Here is an 18,932-nt window from a genome sequence, read left to right as displayed (position 1 = left end):
GCTCTTCCGATCTCAATTTTTCCGTTGATAACTTTAGCCCCCATAGCTCGTTGAGAACAACCAGTGTCGTTGCCGCATCGGAACTGCCGCCACCAAGCCCTCCTCCCATAGGTAGGTTTTTTTCAACCTCAATACATACCCCATGTTTACAGCCGGTTTCTGTTTGCAACAGCTTTGCCGCTCTAATCGTCAAATCATCGGCTTCCAACACACCAGGTATTGTTCTTTGCAAACTGACCTGCCCATCATCAATCGGATGAAATGTTATCCAATCACATAAGTCTATGAATTGAAACACCGTCTGCAACAAATGATAACCATCATCTCTTTGCCCGGTAATCCGTAACATCAGGTTCAACTTTGCTGGTGCCGGCCATCTTTCTGCCCATGCAGACTGATTAATTTGTTTTTGTATCATTTAAAACCCAGCGATCAATGATTAGCTTTAACTTAACCTGATTATTCATAACAGTCATTTTATGCGGCATAGCCCCATCATTGTTTACAAGTTGCATTTGTTTGTATTCACTCAGCCATCCGGACTGATTAAAACCGACACCGATGTCTGTATATGAATTAGATGGTTCCGGTAAACCTACTACCCAATATCGCAATGAATGCACAGGAACAAACATACCCAATTGTTGATTAATAAATTCTTCCGGTTGCGTTGATGACTGCACATCATCACCACCTCGATCTATAGTGACGACGTTTCCTGTTAATGAAATAACAACCGCTCCTTGTCCCATGGGGCCGGATAACCTTATTCGTTCCGATTCAGGACTATGCTCCCAGCTTATATTGGCTGACCATGAATCATTTTGACCCGTCAATGCCAACCGTCCTTCAAACGACCAATGATCCAACTCATAAAGATGAAGCATTGCAGCCCTTGAGTAATGCATATCAGGCTCAACCTGAACTACGGCACAAGCCGACAGTAAAAATATCAGGCAGCCTATGAACAATCGCTCTATTTTAAAACGTAACACTATTCTGCGCCGCTCAATATTCTTTTTTGAAAGTCCATTAAATATTCATCTTCAGGAGCTTTTTTGATAGCTTTATTAAATATCTTTTTGGCCTCTTCTTTTCTATCTAAAGCCCACAATACCTCAGCAAGATGAGCTGCTATTTCGCTTTCCTGTTGTTTTGCATACGCCCTCTCAAGGTAATCCAAAGCTTGCTCAAGCCTCCCCATCTTAAACTGTAGCCACCCAAAACTATCCATAATTACAGCCTCATTTGGCTGCAATTTAAGCGCACGCTGCAAATACGTTTCTGCCTCGGCATAACGATTAGCATTATCCAGCAAACTATAGCCTAATGCATTTAAAGCCTCGGCATCATCGGAATTCTTAGCTAATATCTTCTTCAGATCAGTCTCCAATACATCCGGCTTATTGATCCGCTCCGCCATCAACGCACGACTGTACAGCAGATCTCTTTGATCAGGCTGCTCAACTAATGCGTCAGTCAACAGATTAAAAGCTTTTTCATATTGTTCTTGCTGACCATAAAGTCCGGCCCGCATCAAAATAATGCGTAGCTTTTGTTTTGGAAATTGGCTTGATAATAGATTCAACTGCGAATCAGCTTCATCAAATCTCTTTTCTTTTACCAATAAAGAAACTGCTGAAATCGCCGACTCAAAAACCAAAGGCCCTTCAGTCACCTTTTCAAACCAGGCCAATGCTTTTTGGGTATGTCCACGCTTTTCTTCTATTTTGCCCAAATAAAAACTGGCTTGGTCTTTCCATTCTGGCTGGTCGAGCAACTGCTTAAAAATGTCTTCAGCTTTTCCGTCACGCTTTAATTGCAAGTGCACCAATGCCAACGCAATCTGACTCTCAACATCCTTCGGATTCGCCAACACAATATTCTTATAAATTTCACCAGCCGCTTCATATTCCGTTGCTTTAATTAAGACTTGCGCCAACAATTTTTTAAGCTTGTCATTTTCCGGATATTTTAGAGATGCATTTTTTAGCAAGGTTTTCGCCTTGTTCAAGTCCCCTGAGAATACCGCTATCTGAGCCTGAAATATTAATGCCTTGTCCCAATCAGGTTGAATAGCCAAAGCTTGCTGTACTTTCTTTTCAGCCAGTACATTATTTTTCATTTCCATAGCCAACAACGACTGCACAAAATAAACCACAGCCTGATTAGGATTTTTCACCGCTACAGCATCCAGCACCTCATAAAAAAATTCCGATTTACCATCCCTTTGCAGAACACTGGCCAGCTCAAGCGCTGTTTTTTCAAATCCAGCCGGATCAATCTTCAGTATTGTATCTAAATGCTCAACGGCCGCCTGCTTATTGCCGGTTCTCAATGCCGATAGCGCGGCAATTTTTCTTGCCGTCAGATTGTTAGGGTCTTGTTTTAACCACAAAGAAACGGCCTCATCCGTTTTATTGCTATCTTTCATATACATAGCAATCTTTGCTGCCCTTTCCGCAAACCGGGGGTCATTAACGCGCTTGGCAGCTTCCATATAACCTTCCAGCGCAATTGCATATTGCCCTCTTTGTCCCGCAATCTCTGCCGCCATCAACATATACATCACATCCGGATCTATTGCTGTTTTAGCTTCGCTTTGTTGCGTTTTTTCCTTGGGTTCAGCTATTTTAACAGGCTCAACCACTTCTTCCAGCGCACTCGGTTTTTCAAGCGAGCTGGCGCAACTATTAAGAAAAACAAGAATTATCACTGAAAATAATCTAATAATTAACACACAATCGTCCTATTTATTTCCTACAAATATTTTGTTATAGATTATCAGAAAAATCGATCGAATCAGACAGCCGATTTATTCCATTTGGATAAAGCCATTATATTTCTTAGAATACACTCACATAATACAGACGTTAAGGCTCAAGGTAAAAGGTTCGCGATTTAAAAAACATCCGGCCTACGTCTTGAACCTTGACCCTTTTACCTTGAACGTAAGCACATGACACTTCTTGCAGTTGGGATTAATTACAACACAGCGCCGGTCTTTATCCGCGAGCGCCTGTCATACCCTGCCGAAATTCTGGGCCCCTCTTTACAGGAGTTGTGGCGCATCAAAGAAATCAGTGAAGCCGCTATTCTGTCGACCTGTAATCGCACTGAATTTTACTGCACCTCAACAACAGCGAACAAACAAGTCCTGATTGACTGGGTCGCTCAAAGCAAACAAATCAGTGCCGCCGATTTTACGCCTTATCTTTATTGCCATACCGATAGCGATTTGATTCGCCACATGTTCCGCGTGGCTTGCGGCCTGGATTCCATGATTCTGGGCGAACCGCAAATTCTGGGGCAAATGAAAACGGCTTATCAAGCCGCCTATGAAGCAGGAACCTTGGGCAAGCGCCTGGGCAGACTTTTCCAGCATACTTTTACTGCCGCAAAAAAAGTGCGCACCGACACCGCCATCGGTTCCAGCCCAGTTTCGGTTGCTTTCGCTGCCGTACAATTAGCTCAGCAAATCTTCGATAAACTCAGCGAACAGACTGCCCTATTAATAGGTGCCGGCGAAACCATAGAATTGACCGCACGGCATTTGTCGCAACAAGGCATAGGCCGCATCATTATCGCCAACCGCACCTATGATAAAGCCCACGCGCTGGCCATGCAATTTAACGGCTATGCGATTGCCCTATCCGAGTTACATGCACATCTGGCCGAAGCCGACATCGTTATCTCGTCAACCGCCAGCCAGCTCCCGATATTAGGCAAGGGCCGCGTTGAAAGCGCTCTTAAAAAACGCAAACACAAACCGATGTTCATGGTAGACCTTGCGGTGCCTCGGGACATTGAAGCGGAAGTTGAGCAACTCAGAGATGTATACCTTTACACCATTGACGATCTGCAAAATACCATAAATCAAAACATGAATTCCCGCCGCCTCGCGGCAGAACAGGCCGAAGAGATAATCGACACTCAAGTTGATCATTTTTTAGCATGGTTACGCGCCCAAGGCGCTCAATCGACCATCCAGGATTATCGCCATAAAGCCGAACAAGCCCGTGACGAAGCCTTGCAAAAAGCCCTGGCTTTACTAAACAGCGGAGTCCCGGCAGAACTTGCCCTTAACCGGCTGGCCTACAGCCTAACCAACAAACTTATCCATACGCCTAGCACCCAAATCAGAGCCGCAGCCGAAAACGAACGCCACGATTTGATTGCCGCAGCCCGAGAAATTTTTAAATTAACCAACTCTCAATGAAACCATCCATACAACATAAACTCGAAAATCTGTGCGAACGCTATGACGAAATTGCCGCCTTACTTTCGGAACCTGAAGTACAAGGCAATCAAAACAAATTTCGCTCGTTAAGCCAGGAATACGCCCAAATCAACCCGCTGGTCGATTGCTACAAACGCTATCAACAAACCTTAGAAAATCTGGCTTCGGCCAAAGAAATGGCCAGTGACAGCGACCCCGAATTAAGGGAAATGGCTAAAGAAGAAGTCAGCGACGCAGAAAACCAGCTGGAAGCAATCGAGCATGACTTACAAGTGCTATTACTGCCCAAAGATCCCAACGATAATCGTAACATTTTTATCGAGATACGTGCCGGAACGGGCGGCGATGAAGCAGCCATTTTCTCCGGCGATCTTGCCCGCATGTACCAACGCTATACCGAACGCAAGGGCTGGCAAACCGAAATCATCAGCGAAAGCCACGGCGACCACGGCGGTTATAAAGAAGTTATCCTGCGCGTTACCGGTAAAGATGTTTATTCCCAGTTAAAATTCGAATCCGGCGCGCACCGTGTGCAGCGCGTGCCTGAAACCGAGTCGCAAGGCCGTATTCACACCTCGGCCTGTACCGTCGCAATCATGCCGGAAGTCGACGAGGTTGACGCCATAGACATAAATCCGGCAGACCTTAAAGTTGACACTTTTCGCTCATCAGGCGCCGGCGGACAGCATATCAACAAGACCGAATCGGCAATACGCATTACTCATATTCCGACCGGCGTTGTCGTGGAATGCCAGGACGAGCGCTCACAACACAAAAACCGCGCCAGAGCCATGTCTTTATTGGCATCGCGCCTGTTATCCGCCGAACAGGAAAAACACCAAGCAGAACAATCCGCGACTCGAAAACTGCAAGTCGGCAGCGGCGACCGTTCCGAACGCATCCGCACCTACAATTACCCGCAGGGACGATTGACCGATCACCGCATCAACCTGACCTTATACAAACTGGATGACATCATGCAAGGAGGGCTGGAACAGGTTCTACAACCGCTAATTAGCGAACATCAGGCCGAATTACTTACCCAGTTGGGCGAAGATTAACGTTAAATGCACAGCATAAAATCCGCGCTGGCAGAAGCCGTTGACACACTAACATCAGTCTCCGATTCCCCCTTACTGGATGCAGAAGTTTTATTATGCCAAGCGCTAAACAAACCACGCTCCCATCTTCGCGCTTGGCCGGATCAGCAGCTACAGCCCGAACAGCTGTCCGCTTTTAAGACGTTGCTCGAACAACGTCAAAAAGGCACACCTATCGCTTATATCACCGGCAACCGGGAGTTTTGGTCGCGGGATTTCCAGGTCACTCCAGACGTATTAATTCCCAGACCCGACACCGAACTGCTTATTGAACTCAGCTTAAAACTGATACCGGCAGATGAACCTGTCAATGTCATCGATCTGGGCACAGGCTCTGGCATTATTGCCATTACGCTGGCCGCTGAGCGCCCGCTAGCACAGATCAGCGCCACCGATTTTAGCTTAGCCGCGTTGCGCATCGCCCAACTTAATGCCGATAAACATCAGATCAACAACATTGAATTTTACCAAAGCGATTGGTTTGCCGATGTTCCCGATACCAAATTCAACCTGATTATCAGCAATCCGCCTTATATTGCAGAAGATGACAGCCATTTACAACAGGGCGATGTCCGGTTTGAACCGAAAACGGCCTTGAGCGCCGCAGAGCAAGGGCTTGGAGACATTAAAATCATCGCCGACATTGCGCGCCGCTACCTGAAACCATGCGGACATTTGTTGATTGAACATGGCTATAATCAACAGCAACAGATTCAAATTCTGTTTAAAGATTTGCATTATGAAAATGTACAAACTTATACAGACTTATCCGGACAGCCCCGTGTGACTTATGGACAATGGAATTCATGCTAAGCTATCCCTGCCTGACACTCTTCGATTTAATGCAAATCTGTTAGGACAGATTGTCAACCTGAGGCCTAATATATGACCCAAGACCATATCCAAATTCCCCGCAAAATCGCTAATCAACTACTGCATCTTGCGCAAATCTCGCCAAACTTTGAAGTATGCGGACTTATCGGCAGTAGAAACGGCCTACCGAGCAGTTGCTATCCCATTAAAAATACTGCCGAACAGCCTCAGCAGCGTTTTCAGCTTGATGCCGAACAGCAAATTTCAGCCATGGCTAAAATGCGCAATCAAGGAGAACAATTATTTGCAATCTATCATTCTCACCCGAGCGCACCGGCAACACCGTCAGCCATTGACCTAGAGCTGGCGTCCTATCCCGAAGCGCTTTACCTGATTATTTCCCTGAATACTAAAGGCATTTTGGAAATGCGCGGCTTTAAAATAGATCATAAATCGGCCCAGGAAATAGCGCTGTCCTTGAACGAAGATGTGTAGTTAGCGCTATTAACTTAGTGGTACGAGTCAAGAAGTTCACGTACGGTTCTGTGAGAAACTGAAAGGGCAGTTCCCCACCGTTTACTCGACCGGTTTCAGAAAGTTTTACATACCCTGAAAACCAAGCTAATAAGTCTAAAACTCGATCTGCGGCTAAACGGCGGTATGAATATATGAGATCTTATCTAAACGTGGGCGACTACACTCAGCTAATGAATATTGTCACCGTTAAACTACGAATCACACAGCACAAAGCTATTTAGACCATGTGCCCGGAAAAGTGCTGACACATCATTTTTAGGAGCATCTTGTTAAATAAAGCACAAGCATAAAAAGCGCCGGCCGCCTCCCATATTGTAAAATAAATACAATGATGAAAGACGTCCGGAAGTGAACAATACTATTGGAAAATCAACTTATAACCGCTGGTTATATTATTTGGTCAGCTTTGCACTCAGCTGTCCCGAAAACTGACCAAAGTAAGTCCCTACGACAATGGAAATGGATATTAAAATTAAAGGATTGTCCAAGGAAGCGCTCAACAGAACATCTTTAGTCAATTTATCGGGAGTCTGTAGCAAATAAGCAAAAGTAGATGAATATCCAAGTACGCTTGCTGGGATTGTTGCAAGTGCTGGAATATTAGCCGCAAGACACATAACCACAACGGAACAAGTTACAGTAACAGCCGCCCAAAGCGGGAAGCCAAGAATTACTGTGGATGGAATATTAGTAAGTTGAATTGCTGCTAACCAAGCCATAAAAACACCGAAAATTCCGCATATGATGGTATTTTTCAAAGCCTCTTGAGTAGCCCCAAGAAAAAAATAGGCTGCCCATGCAATAGTTGCGGCCCATATAAGAAAGATACCGCTAAGAGGTCCTACTGCCAAAAAGGTTGCAAACCCAGCCAGACCGGCAATACTTATTGAAAGCGCTGTAAGATTGTTCATAATATATTTCCATAATTCACCTCACTTATTGTTTAGTTAGATTCCGCATTGAGGTGGTTCTACGAAACTTAACGCTTTGGGTTAACCAAACAACCATACTTAAGTCAGTTGATTTTGGATATTAACAGATATTATTTTCACAATAAATACCAGCTTTCAAAACTATTAATCTCAGGTAATTTTAATTTACCCTATTATTTCAGTCTCATTCTAAAACCGTTCAACTTTAAAGCGTGTTGTAAAGTCGAGTAGCCTGTATTTGCAAATCAGTCATGGGCGAGCCCTGCGCTAATTGCTCCTAAATACGCTCAGCCTTTTCATGCACTGTTAATATAAAGGGTGCAGGAGTCCAGAAAAATTAAGCTTTTTATGTCAAGATTCAAACGAAATCCAGTATGATTAAATAAAGCTTGAATGTTCTATTTCTATTGCTTAAGTCGTCAAAAGATTCAAGAGTCGATAATCAAACCACTAATCCAGAGCTAATCAGACCACTTATAACCGACCCGCATATGTAAGCCAGAACTATGCCCAAGCTGAAGCCCATATAAATATTCGTCTTATACATTATAATAACAACCCCAAATAAGAGAGAAAAATCGATGGAACCTTTTATCAATATACGAGCACTCATCATCGACATGGATGGTGTTTTATGGCATGGGGATCAACCAGTGCCTGGACTGAATGACTTTTTTCAAACCTTACGCGATCAACAAATCCCATTTATTCTGGCCACTAACAACGCCAGACTGACTCAAGAGCAATATGTCGCCAAACTGGCACAGATGGGCGTAGAGGTAAGCCGCGATGAAATCCTGACCTCCAGCATGGCAACGGCACTGTATCTGAGCGAGCATACGAATCCTGCGGAGAGCCGCGTATATGTCATTGGGGAAGACGGGGCCAAACAGCCGCTCATTGAATGCGGCTTTACCTTGACCGGACTCTATGAACTGAATGATGACAAAGATAATCCAAACATGGGTGCCGACATTGTCGTCTGCGGAATGGATAGACATTTGTCGTGGGACAAGCTGGCAACAGCTACCTTGAATATCCGTGCCGGCGCCAAATTTATTGGTACAAATGCCGACACCACACTGCCAACAGAGCGCGGCCTCACCCATGGCAACGGCGCAGTCTTGGCAGCCTTACAAGCCGCCACCGGCGTAGTACCGACCATCATCGGTAAACCAGAACCCATTATCTACCAGCAAGCCCTCACGTTGCTAGGTATTGATCCAGCCCACACAGTGGCTATAGGCGACCGGCTGGAAACCGATATTCTCGGCGCCGTTCGCACCGGCATACGCAGCCTGATGGTTTTATCAGGAGTATCCACCGAAGAAGATTTTGAAACAACGGATTATCGGCCAACATGGGTTATGCAGGATATCCGCGACATTACACAAGCCCTTAAAAGCTAGCCCATGCGACTGCCACGCATTCAAGCTGATTGAACAAGCTGACCGTACCCGCTACCATTAAAACAATTGATCCACCGGAGCCGCTGCAATGAAAAAACTCATCAATAGCGTTGACACCTTGCTTGACGAAAGCCTAAGCGGCTTTGCCAAAGCCCATGCCGATATAGTTCAATTCAACGCCCAACCTCACTTTGTCAAGCGGCTTAAGCCCACCGCGCCGAACAAGGTTGCGTTGATCTCCGGTGGCGGCTCAGGACATGAGCCTTTACATACAGGTTTTGTCGGTTTCGGAATGCTTGATGCGGCCTGTCCAGGTCAAGTGTTCACATCCCCTACTCCCGATCAAATGCTGGCAGCATCTCAAGCCGTGGAAAATGGCGGCGGAGTTTTATTCATCGTCAAAAACTATGCGGGCGATGTAATGAATTTCGAAATCGCCGCCGAAATGCTTGATTGCCCGCACGAAACCGTACTGGTCTGCGATGACGTTTCTTTTCCAAAAACTCACAGCACCGGGCGACGCGGCGTTGCAGGCACGCTGATTGTAGAAAAAATCATCGGCGCAGCGGCAGAAGCGGGCGCTGATCTGACTGCCTGCAAAGCATTGGGCGATCGGGTCAATCTTGTCACTGCATCCATGGGCGTTGCTTTGAGCAGCTGCACCGTACCGGCTTTGGGCCAGCCCACTTTCGACATTGGAGATAACGAAATCGAAATGGGCGTGGGCATTCATGGCGAGCGCGGGCGCGAGCGTATTGCAATCAAAAGCGCGACTGAAATTGTCGACTATCTGGCCGAGATTATTGATGCAGACTTGAAACCGCAACAAGGCCAATCGGCGTTATTGCATATAAACGGCTTCGGCGCGACACCTTTGATGGAACTGCACCTGATTTATGAGCTGGCATCCCGGCACTGGGAAAAACGCGGCATTAACATCTGCCGCTCCTTAGTCGGCAACTATACCACTTCACTTGATATGGCAGGCTGCTCTATCACTCTGAGCTTGCTTGATGAAGAAATGCTCCGTCTATGGGATGCGCCCGTCCATACCGCAGCTTTACGCTGGGGCTGTTAAATGCTCCGTCAACACACCGGCCAGCGCACAAATCATTAACTGACTGGTTTTAGCCCCTGCATCGATATGCCCGCGACTGCGCTCCTCCAGAAAAGAAGCGCGTCCTTTGGTCGCCAGCATATCCCGGGTAGACTCCATTCCGGCTATTGCTGTCTGTGCGACATTTTCCAGAACTACAGGCAATGCAACCGAATCCGCTGCCGCTTGCCGCAAGCTTGCCGCCACCGGAATCAGAACATCCAACATAGTCTTTTCGCCCGCATCCGCCTTTCCCCGCTGCTTTACCGCATCCACACCGCAACTGAATATTTCGGCAAACGCTTGCAGATCCAAAGGCCGGTCGCGAGCAGCCTTGCTCATCGCAACAAACAAGGTGCCGTATAAAGACCCAGATGCGCCGCCTACCGCAGTCATCATGGTCATACCGATTTTCTGCCAGGCCGTTGTCCAGTCAAGTTGCGCCAATTCATCGCTTTGAACCGTCAGCGCCTTGATACCGCGTTGTAGATTAGTCACATGATCGCCGTCACCGATAGCCTGATCCAGAGCCGTCACTTCTTCGGCATTTTTCTCGATTACATGATCTATCGCCTGAATCAGGCTGGGTAATAATGCAGGTACAAGTTGCATGATATCGTCCTCCGGTTTTAATAGTCATTAAGGTGATATGCAATTCACCGATCTGGCGAATCATACCCCAAGCAACGCTCCATAAGGTAAGTTAAAAAATAACTTTAACTTTTTACTTGTTCTTTATTTGTTCTGCTGCTATATTTTTTAAAAACAAATTGAGAACACATTATGATTAAATCACTCACTCGGAAACAGCAGGAAATCTTCGATTTCTTATTGCAGCATCAAGATAGATTTTCACACCCTCCAACACTGGAAGAGCTTTGCGCAAGCATGGGCTTGAAGTCCCGCGGCTCGCTACATAATCACATTAAAGCCTTGATTAGCGAAGGCCTGATTGAAGCACCCGAACGCAAACAGCGCGGCATTCGCCTAACCGAGTACGCCAAACAAATGATCAACTCTTCCGATGATCAAAGTGCACTACCTTTTGTCGGATTTATTGCCGCCGGGAAACCTATCGAAGCCGTCGAAAATATCACTTACATGGCCATTCCTGAACAGCTGAAAACACAAAAGCCCTGTTACGTCCTTAAAGTAAAAGGCGATTCAATGCTTGAGCAAGGCATCTACGACGGCGACTGGGTGATCATTGAACAACGTTGTCATGCTCGTAATGGCGAGATTGTGGTGGCTTTGGTCAATAAATCCGAAGCCACATTGAAATTTATAGAGCAATACCCTCACGAAACATTACTTATTCCTGCTAATTCAACGATGGAAGCAATGCGCTACAATCCGGCGCAAGTGGAAATTCAAGGCGTTTTAGTGGGACAAATGCGTAGTTATACTAAAAATCATTAGGAGAAATATCATGTTACAACAACGAATCCACATGCGCGACCAAGTGACCAATCGAGTTGAAATAATCATGGGGAACGGCAAACCGCCGCTCACTGAACGGCTGGAAGAATTTGCGACTTCCCTGTTATTTGTAACCATCATTATTTTTCTTATTCGTATCTAAAACCGGCCGCAATTTGCTTGTCGGCCAATATAACTTGAAAAAATCATCGACAAAGAATTGGATAAATCGAGATAACAATATATTATTTAAACTTTCTTATCGACTGATCGCTGCATCTTAAACATCCCTGATTTTAGACCATTGATTTCTGGTGCGTGAAATCACTCACGCACCTGGTCTTTTCCAGCATATTTCGAACTTACCTACAAGATTATCTTAAATGCCCATTTCGCTAGCCGTTCTTGAAACGATTATCCGTGACGCCGGATCGATCGCCATGACCCATTTTAAAGACCTGAAAAATTTAGAAGTAACCAAAAAAAGTCCTCGCGACCTAGTCACCGATGCCGATGTAGCGATTGAAGCTTTCCTACAAGAATCTCTTGCCAAACAGTATCCGCAATTCGGTTTTTGGGGAGAAGAAAGCGGACAAAGCGCAAACCAAACCAGCCGTTGGGTCGTCGACCCGATTGATGGCACGCACTCATTTTCTAGAGGCCAGTATTTTTGGGGGATTAGCGTAGCACTTGAAATTAACCAGGAACTCGTATTCGGCGCCATCTATGCTCCCGCACTGGATGACTACTATGCAGCAGAGAAAGGCAAAGGAGCGCAGAAGAACGGCCAGCCGATTAACGTATCCAATGAAAGCAATCTTTCCGATGCAATGATTGCGACCGGATTCGCCTGCTTACGCTCGTACCTAAAAGAAAACAATCTGCAAAGGTTCTGCCGAATAGCCGAAGTAACAACCGGACAGCGCCGTTTTGGCTCTGCGGCAATAGATCTATGCCTCGTTGCGGACGGCCAAGTTGATGCGTATTGGGAACAGGAATTAAACCTGTATGACGTTGCTGCCGGCGCATTGATTGCCAGCGAAGCGGGCGCTACGGTTACCGACTTTCAAGGGAATAAAGGGCTCTTTCCAAAACAGATTCTAGTAACCAACGGGAAAATTCTTAACCAGCTGCTTCCTCTGATGTAAAGCCGGGTCAATGCTATTACATGATTGGATACTCAAAGAATTGGATACTCAAAGACCACACAGAAAAACCACCCAACCTAGTGAAGATTTGGAGGGCTCGCGTTGAGTACGATTTGACAAGTTTATCCATTGTGTGAATAAACAGAAAAGCGCTACCCCCTATTCAGCGCCTTTTTCTCTATGGGTGTAGAAGGTATTCGTTCAATAAATTGACCGGAGCTGCAGATTGTCCCGTTTTTTGGCAGGCAATTGGCAGCCCCAACAAACAAGCTTGCTTATAAGCCTGCATGGCAGCGGTAGAGTCGTTAAGTCCTTCCAAGGTACGCGCTTTACCTAGATAAAGTTTTGCTTTATTCGTCGGCACTAGCTCGATTCCCTTGTTAAAATCGCTTAGAGCTAGCTGATACTGTCGGCTTCCTAAATAGGCCGAGCCGCGGTTTTGATAAGCATATCCAACATAGAGCCCTTTTAGCTCGATTACCTTGCTTAAATCATCTATCGCTTCGGCATAGTGTTCTACTCCGATTAATTCTTTACCTCGATTGTAGAAAATTCTATCGATGCCTGGGCTCTTTCCTTCAACATTCTCGACCCGTCGAGCCGCATCATCCCAAAGTAACAACGGGTGAGAAAAGGTCGTCAAACGCATCCAAGATAAAGGCATCATCAATAGTGCAACAAAGGTCAGAGTAACGGCCGCCTGTTTTGCGCTTAGTTTTTGACATAAAAAAGGCAATGCGGAGAAAGTACCCGACATCCATAAATAACTGCGATAAAGTACAAAAGACTCTTGAATCCTAATAGTTGAAAGCTCAGTGGCAAATAACAGCCACGGACAAAGCAGCGCAAAACCCAGCAAACCTTTTATCCCTTTTTGCAGCAGCAAGCGAATAGCAACAATGGGGTAAAGTATAAACCCGATCAAACCAGCAACTTCCGGCCAAGACCATAGACTCCTTGCAAAGTGTTGAGGCATATCAACCGACATCCACGCAGGGCTTGGCACAATCCATACCCATAAATATTTAAAAAACAAGAACGACTGTGTCAGCATCGACATAGGATAAGCCAGATCATCATTGAATCCAGATCCCAGCAAGGACATATAACTTTCGGCTATTGGTTCATAAGCCTGCCCCAATATATGACTAGCTTTGATCTGGAGAACTACGAATCCACCAATCAAGCCATAGAGTACAAAGGTTGGCCAAACCATCATCAATCGTTGCCGGATCGGGTGGTTGTTGACTAGAAACAGCAGGGCTATGGTTACCGCTGGCGTCATGATCGCATGTTCTTTCGAGAATACAGCCAGAAAGTAAGTGATGGCCGATGCCAGCAGCCAGCGGCAGTTGTCTCTGATCAAACCTTCAAGAAACAAACGCCAAGTTAATAAGGCGAACAACGTTGCCATCAAAGTGGAACGCTGAATTAAATAGGCGGCCGCATAAACAGAGGCCGGGTGTAAGGCGAAAATCAATGCACCAAAAAAGGCCAACCAGTGTGGGGGCAAGGTCTTGCTGCTTTCAGCATTAGAAGGAAGAATTCGTTCAAACAATCGACGCAAGAATAGAAACAAAGTGATAGTCGTGGCAAGATGTAACGACAAGTTACCTAGTCGAAACCAGATCAGCTCAAAACCGAACAGCGCACGCGTCCATTCAAACGTAGCATAAGGTAACCAGCGCAAATCAAAGCTGAATACCTTACCTAGATATTGCTCATGTACCGAGCCGTCGAAAAAATGAATATCATCAAAGACGACAGGGTTCCAAAAAAACTGGCTGTAAAGCAAGGCAACCGGAAAACATAAGGCCAATATGGAAAAAAAAGTATTCATGCGTTACCTTAATTTTCAGTCAAGTGTATTACTACTGACTGTTAAAAAAGCTGTAATTGCGGCCGGGCAGCACGGTTTAATCCACCCAACCCGGACAGCATAAATAAAAAACCACCCAACCCAGCGAAGGATTGGATGGTTTGAACACGATTTGATAGCAAAGTAACGGGTAAGCAAAAAGCGTTATCTTCCCTACCTAGCTGAATAGGTCTATTATTTGTCTATTACCTGAGCAACAAGCGGCTCGGCAGATGCACCTGTACCGCCGATAGTCCATTTGACAGCTGTATTACCAAAACTTGGCGTCCATGTTACCGTTTTAGTATCAACCGTAGATTTAATGTTCTGCAATGTCGCTGTGATTACCCCGGATGTTGATACTGAAATACCAGTAACCTCATTAGTTGGTGTAGGAGCCCCTGGTAACCCCATCGAAGTCCAAGCATCGGCCGCTAAAAATGTTACCGAACCACCATGCTCTTGACCAAATTGAGCAATAGCAAGTTTGACTGGATCCGCTGCTGTGGCAACTTTACTTAACTTTGCCTTGACTACGTAATCCTGATAAGCCGGAATCGCAATCGCCGCTAGAATACCAATGATCGCAACCACGATCATTAATTCGATTAAGGTGAAACCTTGTTGTGCTTTTTTAATAGATAATGCATTCATGAATAAATCCTCTTTGAAGTAAAAATAAACTACAACATGAGCTATGCAGAAGCCATGCCAAATCACAAGTCCATTTTCAGAGCGGCCTATCACCGCGGTTAAAATAGGGAAATAGCCTCTATCCGGCAAAAATAAATCGTGTTAAAAAAGCTGACAGTAACAGAACTGCCCCCCCAAAAGCTCTGCCATGATAGAATGCCTTCTAAAAAACCCTGCCAAACACATTGTACTCATTTGAATTTAAGGGGATAACATGCAGCACGTCAGTCTTCAAGCCGCCACTACTTTAACTGAATGGAGCATGCGCACCATACGACGGCGCCTTGCCGACGGCACTTTACGGTGCGCTGCCGATAATGAAGCCTATCACAAGACAATGATCTGTTTCGATTCAATCAAACACGAAATATGCGTTGCGCTAGCTCCAGAGGATATTGAGCTGATTGAAAGCGCTGACGCCGGAAATGTAACCGCGCAAAATGATTTGGCACTGCTTTTTTTGGAACAAAACAAGCCTAAAAGCGCCGTTTATTGGCTGGAATTGGCAGCCAAGCAGCAAGCCGCCGATGCGATGCACTTGCTGGGCAATTGTTATTTAACTGGCAACGGCTTAGCCAAAGACGATAATCTCGCGATGATGTGGATTGCCAAAGCCGCTTCGCTGGGGCATTCGATTGCGCTCTCACAAATTCAGTCGATACATATGAATTAACTGAGAAAAAACTGAATAGTAACTAAAAACTCATTTACACTTTACGCAAAGGGCAACCGGCGAATTCCTTGGTTGCCCTTCACTCAAGTTATTTAGTTTTTAATCCGTTTACTTTAATTTTTCTTTAAGCATTTTATTTACTTCGCCGGGATTTGCCTTGCCCTGCATTTCTTTCATTACCTGCCCAACGAAAAAGCCGAAGACTTTATCTTTACCGCTACGGTATTGCTCAACCTGATCCTGGTTGTCGGCGATAATTTTATCGATGATAGCTTCAATCGCACCGGTATCGGTGATCTGTTTCAAGCCTTTGGCTTCGATAATTTCATCCGTTGTAGCGGTGCCCTGCCACAGCTCCTCGAACACCTGCTTACCGATTTTTCCGGAAATGGTGTCGTCGCTGATACGCTTTAACAGCCCTGCCAAACGCTCATGACTGATCGGCGAATCGGTAATTTCAAGGTCGGCTTTGTTAAGTGCGGCTAAAAGATCACCGGTCACCCAGTTGGCGCACATTTTTGCTTCGCAGCCCGACGCTTTGACTACCGTTTCAAAATAGTCCGCCAGCGAACGGGAGGATGTCAGTATCGTGGCACTCTCTTCATCCAGGGCATAGTCATCTTTAAAACGCTGTTTTTTCGCTTGAGGCAATTCAGGCAATTGAGCTTTTATTTGCGACTTAAAGCTTTCATCAATCAATACAGGCAGCAGGTCGGGATCAGGGAAATACCGGTAATCATTGGCTTCTTCCTTACTGCGCATCGAACGGGTTTCATCCTTGACCGAATCGTATAAGCGGGTTTCCTGAACCACCGTGCCGCCGCTTTCTATCAGCTCTATTTGCCGCTCGACTTCGTGATTGATAGCTTTTTCAACAAACTTGAACGAGTTGATATTTTTAAGCTCTGCTCGTGTGCCGAATTCTTTTTGGCCTTTGGGGCGCACCGATACGTTGGCGTCGCAGCGGAACGAGCCTTCCTGCATATTGCCGTCGCAAATCCCTAGGTAGCGCACCAGTTCATGCATTGTCTTCATATAGGCCACAGCTTCCTTGGCTGAACTCATTTCCGGCTCGGATACAATTTCCAGCAGCGGAGTACCGGCACGATTTAAATCAATCCCAGTCAAGCCGTGAAAATTCCCATGCAATGATTTACCCGCGTCTTCTTCCAGATGAGCACGAGTGATGCCGATACGCTTGCTGACTCCGTCAACATTAATATCCAAATGACCGTTACCGACAATCGGCAGGTCCATTTGGCTGATTTGATAGCCCTTAGGCAAGTCCGGGTAAAAATAGTTTTTTCTGGCGAACACCGAATACGGTGCAATATGCGCATCTATAGCCATGCCGAAGATGACCGCCATGCGCACGGCTTCTTCGTTCAATACCGGCAGTACGCCCGGCAAACCTAAATCGACGGCGCAGGCCTGAGTATTGGGTTCCGCACCGTAAGCGGTGGACGCCCCGGAAAATATCTTTGATTTGGTGGCGAGTTGGGCGTGAATTTCCAAGCCGATTACTGTTTCCCATTGTTGGCTCATCTGTTTGCTCCTTACTCAAAACCTTTAGGTGTATATGTATGCCAATCGGTAACTTGCTGATACTGATGGGCGATATTCAACAATTTGTCTTCCGCAAAATAATTGCCGATGATCTGCAAGCCTACGGGCATGCCTTTAGCAAACCCTGCCGGAACCGACATAGCCGGAACGCCGGCAAGATTTATCGCAATTGTATAAATATCGGATAGATACATTTCAATCGGATTGCCGATTTTCTCGCCGATACCGAACGCGGTTGACGGTGTTACCGGCCCCATAATCACATCGACTTCAGACAACGCTCTTTTAAAGTCTTCGCTGATCAGGCGGCGGATTTTTTGCGCCTTAATATAATAAGCGTCGTAATAACCTGCCGACAGCGCATAAGTTCCCATCAAAATGCGGCGCTTAACTTCTTTACCGAAACCTTCGCCTCGCGAACGTGTATATAAATCGGTCAAATCCACTGGATTTTCACAGCGGTAGCCAAAACGCACGCCGTCAAAGCGCGACAAGTTCGCTGAGCACTCGGCCGGAGCAATGACGTAATAAGCGGGAATGGCCAGCTTAAGCGTGGGCATGGAGACTTCCGTTACTATCGCGCCTAATTTCCGGTATTCGTTGATCGCGACTTCAAGCGTTGCCGCCACATCGCTGTTTAGCCCTTCGCCGAAAAACTCTTTGGGTAGACCGATTTTTAAACCTTCGAGGCTGTTGCTTAACCCGGCCGTATAATCGGGGACAGGCAAATCGACGCTGGTTGAATCTTTTTCATCAAAACCAGCCATAGTTTGCAGCATGATAGCCGCATCTTCGGCACTGCGGGTCATCGGGCCGCCTTGATCCAAACTGGATGCATAAGCAATCATGCCAAAACGGGATACCCGGCCATAAGTCGGCTTTAATCCGGTAATGCCGCAAAGGGCCGCAGGTTGACGGATCGAGCCGCCAGTATCGGTGCCAGTCGCACAAACCGCAAGCCGCGCCGCAACAGCCGCCGCCGTACCGCCTGACGATCCGCCCGGAACCGTATTAACATCCCAAGGATTTTTGACTGCGCCGTAATAGCTGGTTTCGTTGGATGAGCCCATTGCAAACTCGTCCATATTCAGCTTGCCCAGCATCACTGCACCGGCATTGTTAAACTTATCGACTACTGTTGCGTTGTAGGGCGCAATAAAGTTGTCCAACATTTTCGATCCACAGGTGGTTTTAACTCCCTCGGTGCAAAAAATATCTTTCTGCGCAACCGGAATACCGGTTAAAAGTTCCGCATCGCCCTTTGCCAGCCTTGAATCGGCTGCTTTGGCTTCCTGCAAAGCTAGCTCTTCGGTGACAGTGATGTAAGCATTAAGCGAATTGTGTTGTTTGATTCTGTCTAAATAAGCCGTGGTCAATTCTACGCTTGAAAATTCGCCGGAACGCAGTCCCTTAGCCAATTCCGCAATTGTTTTGTTATGCATAGTTGT

The 18,932-nt window shown here is 46.2% G+C and carries 19 protein-coding genes; 10 read left to right on the top strand and 9 right to left on the bottom strand.

Annotated features, from left to right (window positions below):
* From ispE to EPO18_RS17470, 3 genes are all read right to left on the bottom strand, one after another.
* A partial coding sequence (ispE, locus tag EPO18_RS17480) for a 4-(cytidine 5'-diphospho)-2-C-methyl-D-erythritol kinase (RefSeq protein WP_292435531.1) occupies positions 1-418 on the bottom strand: 418 nt, incomplete at its 3' end.
* On the bottom strand, positions 399-995 hold the full coding sequence (gene lolB, locus EPO18_RS17475) for a lipoprotein insertase outer membrane protein LolB (RefSeq protein ID WP_292435530.1): 597 nt from the start codon (positions 993-995) through the stop codon (positions 399-401). The genes ispE and lolB, both read right to left, overlap by 20 nt.
* A complete protein-coding gene (locus tag EPO18_RS17470; protein ID WP_292435529.1) occupies positions 995-2,740 on the bottom strand; it encodes a tetratricopeptide repeat protein in 1,746 nt (581 codons plus the stop codon). The genes lolB and EPO18_RS17470 overlap by 1 nt, the downstream gene beginning before the upstream one ends.
* Positions 2,741-2,959: 219 nt before the next feature.
* On the opposite strand from EPO18_RS17470, the gene hemA reads away from it, so the two are divergent.
* The 4 genes from hemA to EPO18_RS17450 all read left to right on the top strand — a co-directional run bounded on the left by hemA (position 2,960) and on the right by EPO18_RS17450 (position 6,648).
* A complete protein-coding gene (gene hemA / locus EPO18_RS17465; protein ID WP_292435528.1) occupies positions 2,960-4,219 on the top strand; it encodes a glutamyl-tRNA reductase in 1,260 nt (419 codons plus the stop codon).
* Positions 4,216-5,301, top strand: a complete 1,086-nt coding sequence (gene prfA, locus EPO18_RS17460) for a peptide chain release factor 1 (RefSeq protein WP_292435527.1) — start codon at positions 4,216-4,218, stop codon at positions 5,299-5,301. Before hemA ends, prfA begins: the two co-directional genes overlap by 4 nt.
* A 6-nt stretch (positions 5,302-5,307) precedes the next feature.
* Positions 5,308-6,153, top strand: coding sequence for a peptide chain release factor N(5)-glutamine methyltransferase (gene prmC / locus EPO18_RS17455; protein WP_292435525.1), 846 nt, complete (start codon positions 5,308-5,310; stop codon positions 6,151-6,153).
* Between the two features lie 72 nt (positions 6,154-6,225).
* A complete protein-coding gene (locus EPO18_RS17450; RefSeq protein ID WP_292435524.1) occupies positions 6,226-6,648 on the top strand; it encodes a M67 family metallopeptidase in 423 nt (140 codons plus the stop codon).
* Between the two features lie 434 nt (positions 6,649-7,082).
* On the opposite strand, the gene EPO18_RS17445 is transcribed toward EPO18_RS17450, so the two are convergent.
* On the bottom strand, positions 7,083-7,601 hold the full coding sequence (locus tag EPO18_RS17445; RefSeq protein ID WP_292435522.1) for a DUF1097 domain-containing protein: 519 nt from the start codon (positions 7,599-7,601) through the stop codon (positions 7,083-7,085).
* A 602-nt stretch (positions 7,602-8,203) separates the two neighbouring features.
* Here EPO18_RS17445 and EPO18_RS17440 point away from each other — a divergent pair.
* Both EPO18_RS17440 and dhaK read left to right on the top strand, forming a co-directional pair.
* Positions 8,204-9,031, top strand: a complete 828-nt coding sequence (locus EPO18_RS17440) for an HAD-IIA family hydrolase (RefSeq protein ID WP_292435519.1) — start codon at positions 8,204-8,206, stop codon at positions 9,029-9,031.
* Positions 9,032-9,119: 88 nt separating this feature from the next.
* Positions 9,120-10,109, top strand: a complete 990-nt coding sequence (gene dhaK / locus EPO18_RS17435) for a dihydroxyacetone kinase subunit DhaK (protein WP_292435517.1) — start codon at positions 9,120-9,122, stop codon at positions 10,107-10,109.
* On the opposite strand, the gene dhaL is transcribed toward dhaK, so the two are convergent.
* Complete coding sequence (gene dhaL, locus EPO18_RS17430; protein ID WP_292435516.1) at positions 10,092-10,739, bottom strand: dihydroxyacetone kinase subunit DhaL; 648 nt, start codon at positions 10,737-10,739, stop codon at positions 10,092-10,094. The genes dhaK and dhaL overlap by 18 nt on opposite strands.
* 171 nt (positions 10,740-10,910) lie before the next feature.
* On the opposite strand from dhaL, the gene lexA reads away from it, so the two are divergent.
* From lexA to EPO18_RS17415, 3 genes are all read left to right on the top strand, one after another.
* Positions 10,911-11,546 carry a transcriptional repressor LexA gene (gene lexA / locus EPO18_RS17425; protein ID WP_292435515.1) on the top strand — a complete coding sequence of 212 codons (636 nt, stop codon included), beginning with the start codon at positions 10,911-10,913 and terminating at the stop codon, positions 11,544-11,546.
* Positions 11,547-11,556: 10 nt separating this feature from the next.
* Complete coding sequence (locus EPO18_RS17420) at positions 11,557-11,709, top strand: hypothetical protein (RefSeq protein ID WP_292435513.1); 153 nt, start codon at positions 11,557-11,559, stop codon at positions 11,707-11,709.
* A 220-nt stretch (positions 11,710-11,929) separates the two neighbouring features.
* On the top strand, positions 11,930-12,694 hold the full coding sequence (locus tag EPO18_RS17415) for an inositol monophosphatase family protein (RefSeq protein ID WP_292435512.1): 765 nt from the start codon (positions 11,930-11,932) through the stop codon (positions 12,692-12,694).
* A gap of 178 nt (positions 12,695-12,872) precedes the next feature.
* Here the strand turns inward: EPO18_RS17415 and EPO18_RS17410 are convergent, their stop codons facing one another.
* Both EPO18_RS17410 and EPO18_RS17405 read right to left on the bottom strand, forming a co-directional pair.
* Positions 12,873-14,252: a tetratricopeptide repeat protein gene (locus tag EPO18_RS17410; protein ID WP_292435510.1), complete on the bottom strand. Its 1,380-nt coding sequence runs from the start codon at positions 14,250-14,252 to the stop codon at positions 12,873-12,875.
* Between the two features lie 495 nt (positions 14,253-14,747).
* A complete protein-coding gene (locus EPO18_RS17405; RefSeq protein WP_472850911.1) occupies positions 14,748-15,206 on the bottom strand; it encodes a pilin in 459 nt (152 codons plus the stop codon).
* A gap of 253 nt (positions 15,207-15,459) precedes the next feature.
* Between EPO18_RS17405 and EPO18_RS17400 the strand changes: the two genes are divergently transcribed.
* Entirely contained in the window at positions 15,460-15,918 is a 459-nt protein-coding gene (locus EPO18_RS17400) for a tetratricopeptide repeat protein (protein ID WP_292435507.1), read from the top strand.
* 108 nt (positions 15,919-16,026) lie between these two features.
* On the opposite strand, the gene gatB is transcribed toward EPO18_RS17400, so the two are convergent.
* Positions 16,027-17,463, bottom strand: a complete 1,437-nt coding sequence (gene gatB / locus EPO18_RS17395) for an Asp-tRNA(Asn)/Glu-tRNA(Gln) amidotransferase subunit GatB (RefSeq protein ID WP_292435506.1) — start codon at positions 17,461-17,463, stop codon at positions 16,027-16,029.
* Between the two features lie 11 nt (positions 17,464-17,474).
* Positions 17,475-18,926 (bottom strand): Asp-tRNA(Asn)/Glu-tRNA(Gln) amidotransferase subunit GatA, encoded by a 1,452-nt coding sequence (gene gatA, locus EPO18_RS17390; protein ID WP_292435504.1) that lies wholly within the window; start codon positions 18,924-18,926, stop codon positions 17,475-17,477.
* Between the last annotated feature and the right edge of the window lie 6 nt (positions 18,927-18,932).

The sequence above is a fragment of the Methylobacter sp. genome, from assembly GCF_004322395.1.
Classification (GTDB): Bacteria; Pseudomonadota; Gammaproteobacteria; order Methylococcales; family Methylomonadaceae; genus Methylobacter_A.
The sequence above is the reverse complement of the archived record's forward strand: the minus strand, read 5'-3'. Positions and strand labels throughout refer to the sequence as shown.

Coding starts and splice junctions, on each gene's coding strand:
- EPO18_RS17445 (WP_292435522.1), bottom strand. CDS start 7,601: ATGAACAATCTTACAGCGCTTTCAATAAGTATTGCCGGTCTGGCTGGG.
- EPO18_RS17420 (WP_292435513.1), top strand. CDS start 11,557: ATGTTACAACAACGAATCCACATGCGCGACCAAGTGACCAATCGAGTT.
- gatB (WP_292435506.1), bottom strand. CDS start 17,463: ATGAGCCAACAATGGGAAACAGTAATCGGCTTGGAAATTCACGCCCAA.
- EPO18_RS17440 (WP_292435519.1), top strand. CDS start 8,204: ATGGAACCTTTTATCAATATACGAGCACTCATCATCGACATGGATGGT.
- prmC (WP_292435525.1), top strand. CDS start 5,308: ATGCACAGCATAAAATCCGCGCTGGCAGAAGCCGTTGACACACTAACA.
- gatA (WP_292435504.1), bottom strand. CDS start 18,926: ATGCATAACAAAACAATTGCGGAATTGGCTAAGGGACTGCGTTCCGGC.
- hemA (WP_292435528.1), top strand. CDS start 2,960: ATGACACTTCTTGCAGTTGGGATTAATTACAACACAGCGCCGGTCTTT.
- EPO18_RS17415 (WP_292435512.1), top strand. CDS start 11,930: ATGCCCATTTCGCTAGCCGTTCTTGAAACGATTATCCGTGACGCCGGA.
- EPO18_RS17400 (WP_292435507.1), top strand. CDS start 15,460: ATGCAGCACGTCAGTCTTCAAGCCGCCACTACTTTAACTGAATGGAGC.
- dhaK (WP_292435517.1), top strand. CDS start 9,120: ATGAAAAAACTCATCAATAGCGTTGACACCTTGCTTGACGAAAGCCTA.
- EPO18_RS17405 (WP_472850911.1), bottom strand. CDS start 15,206: ATGAATGCATTATCTATTAAAAAAGCACAACAAGGTTTCACCTTAATC.
- dhaL (WP_292435516.1), bottom strand. CDS start 10,739: ATGCAACTTGTACCTGCATTATTACCCAGCCTGATTCAGGCGATAGAT.
- lexA (WP_292435515.1), top strand. CDS start 10,911: ATGATTAAATCACTCACTCGGAAACAGCAGGAAATCTTCGATTTCTTA.
- prfA (WP_292435527.1), top strand. CDS start 4,216: ATGAAACCATCCATACAACATAAACTCGAAAATCTGTGCGAACGCTAT.
- EPO18_RS17450 (WP_292435524.1), top strand. CDS start 6,226: ATGACCCAAGACCATATCCAAATTCCCCGCAAAATCGCTAATCAACTA.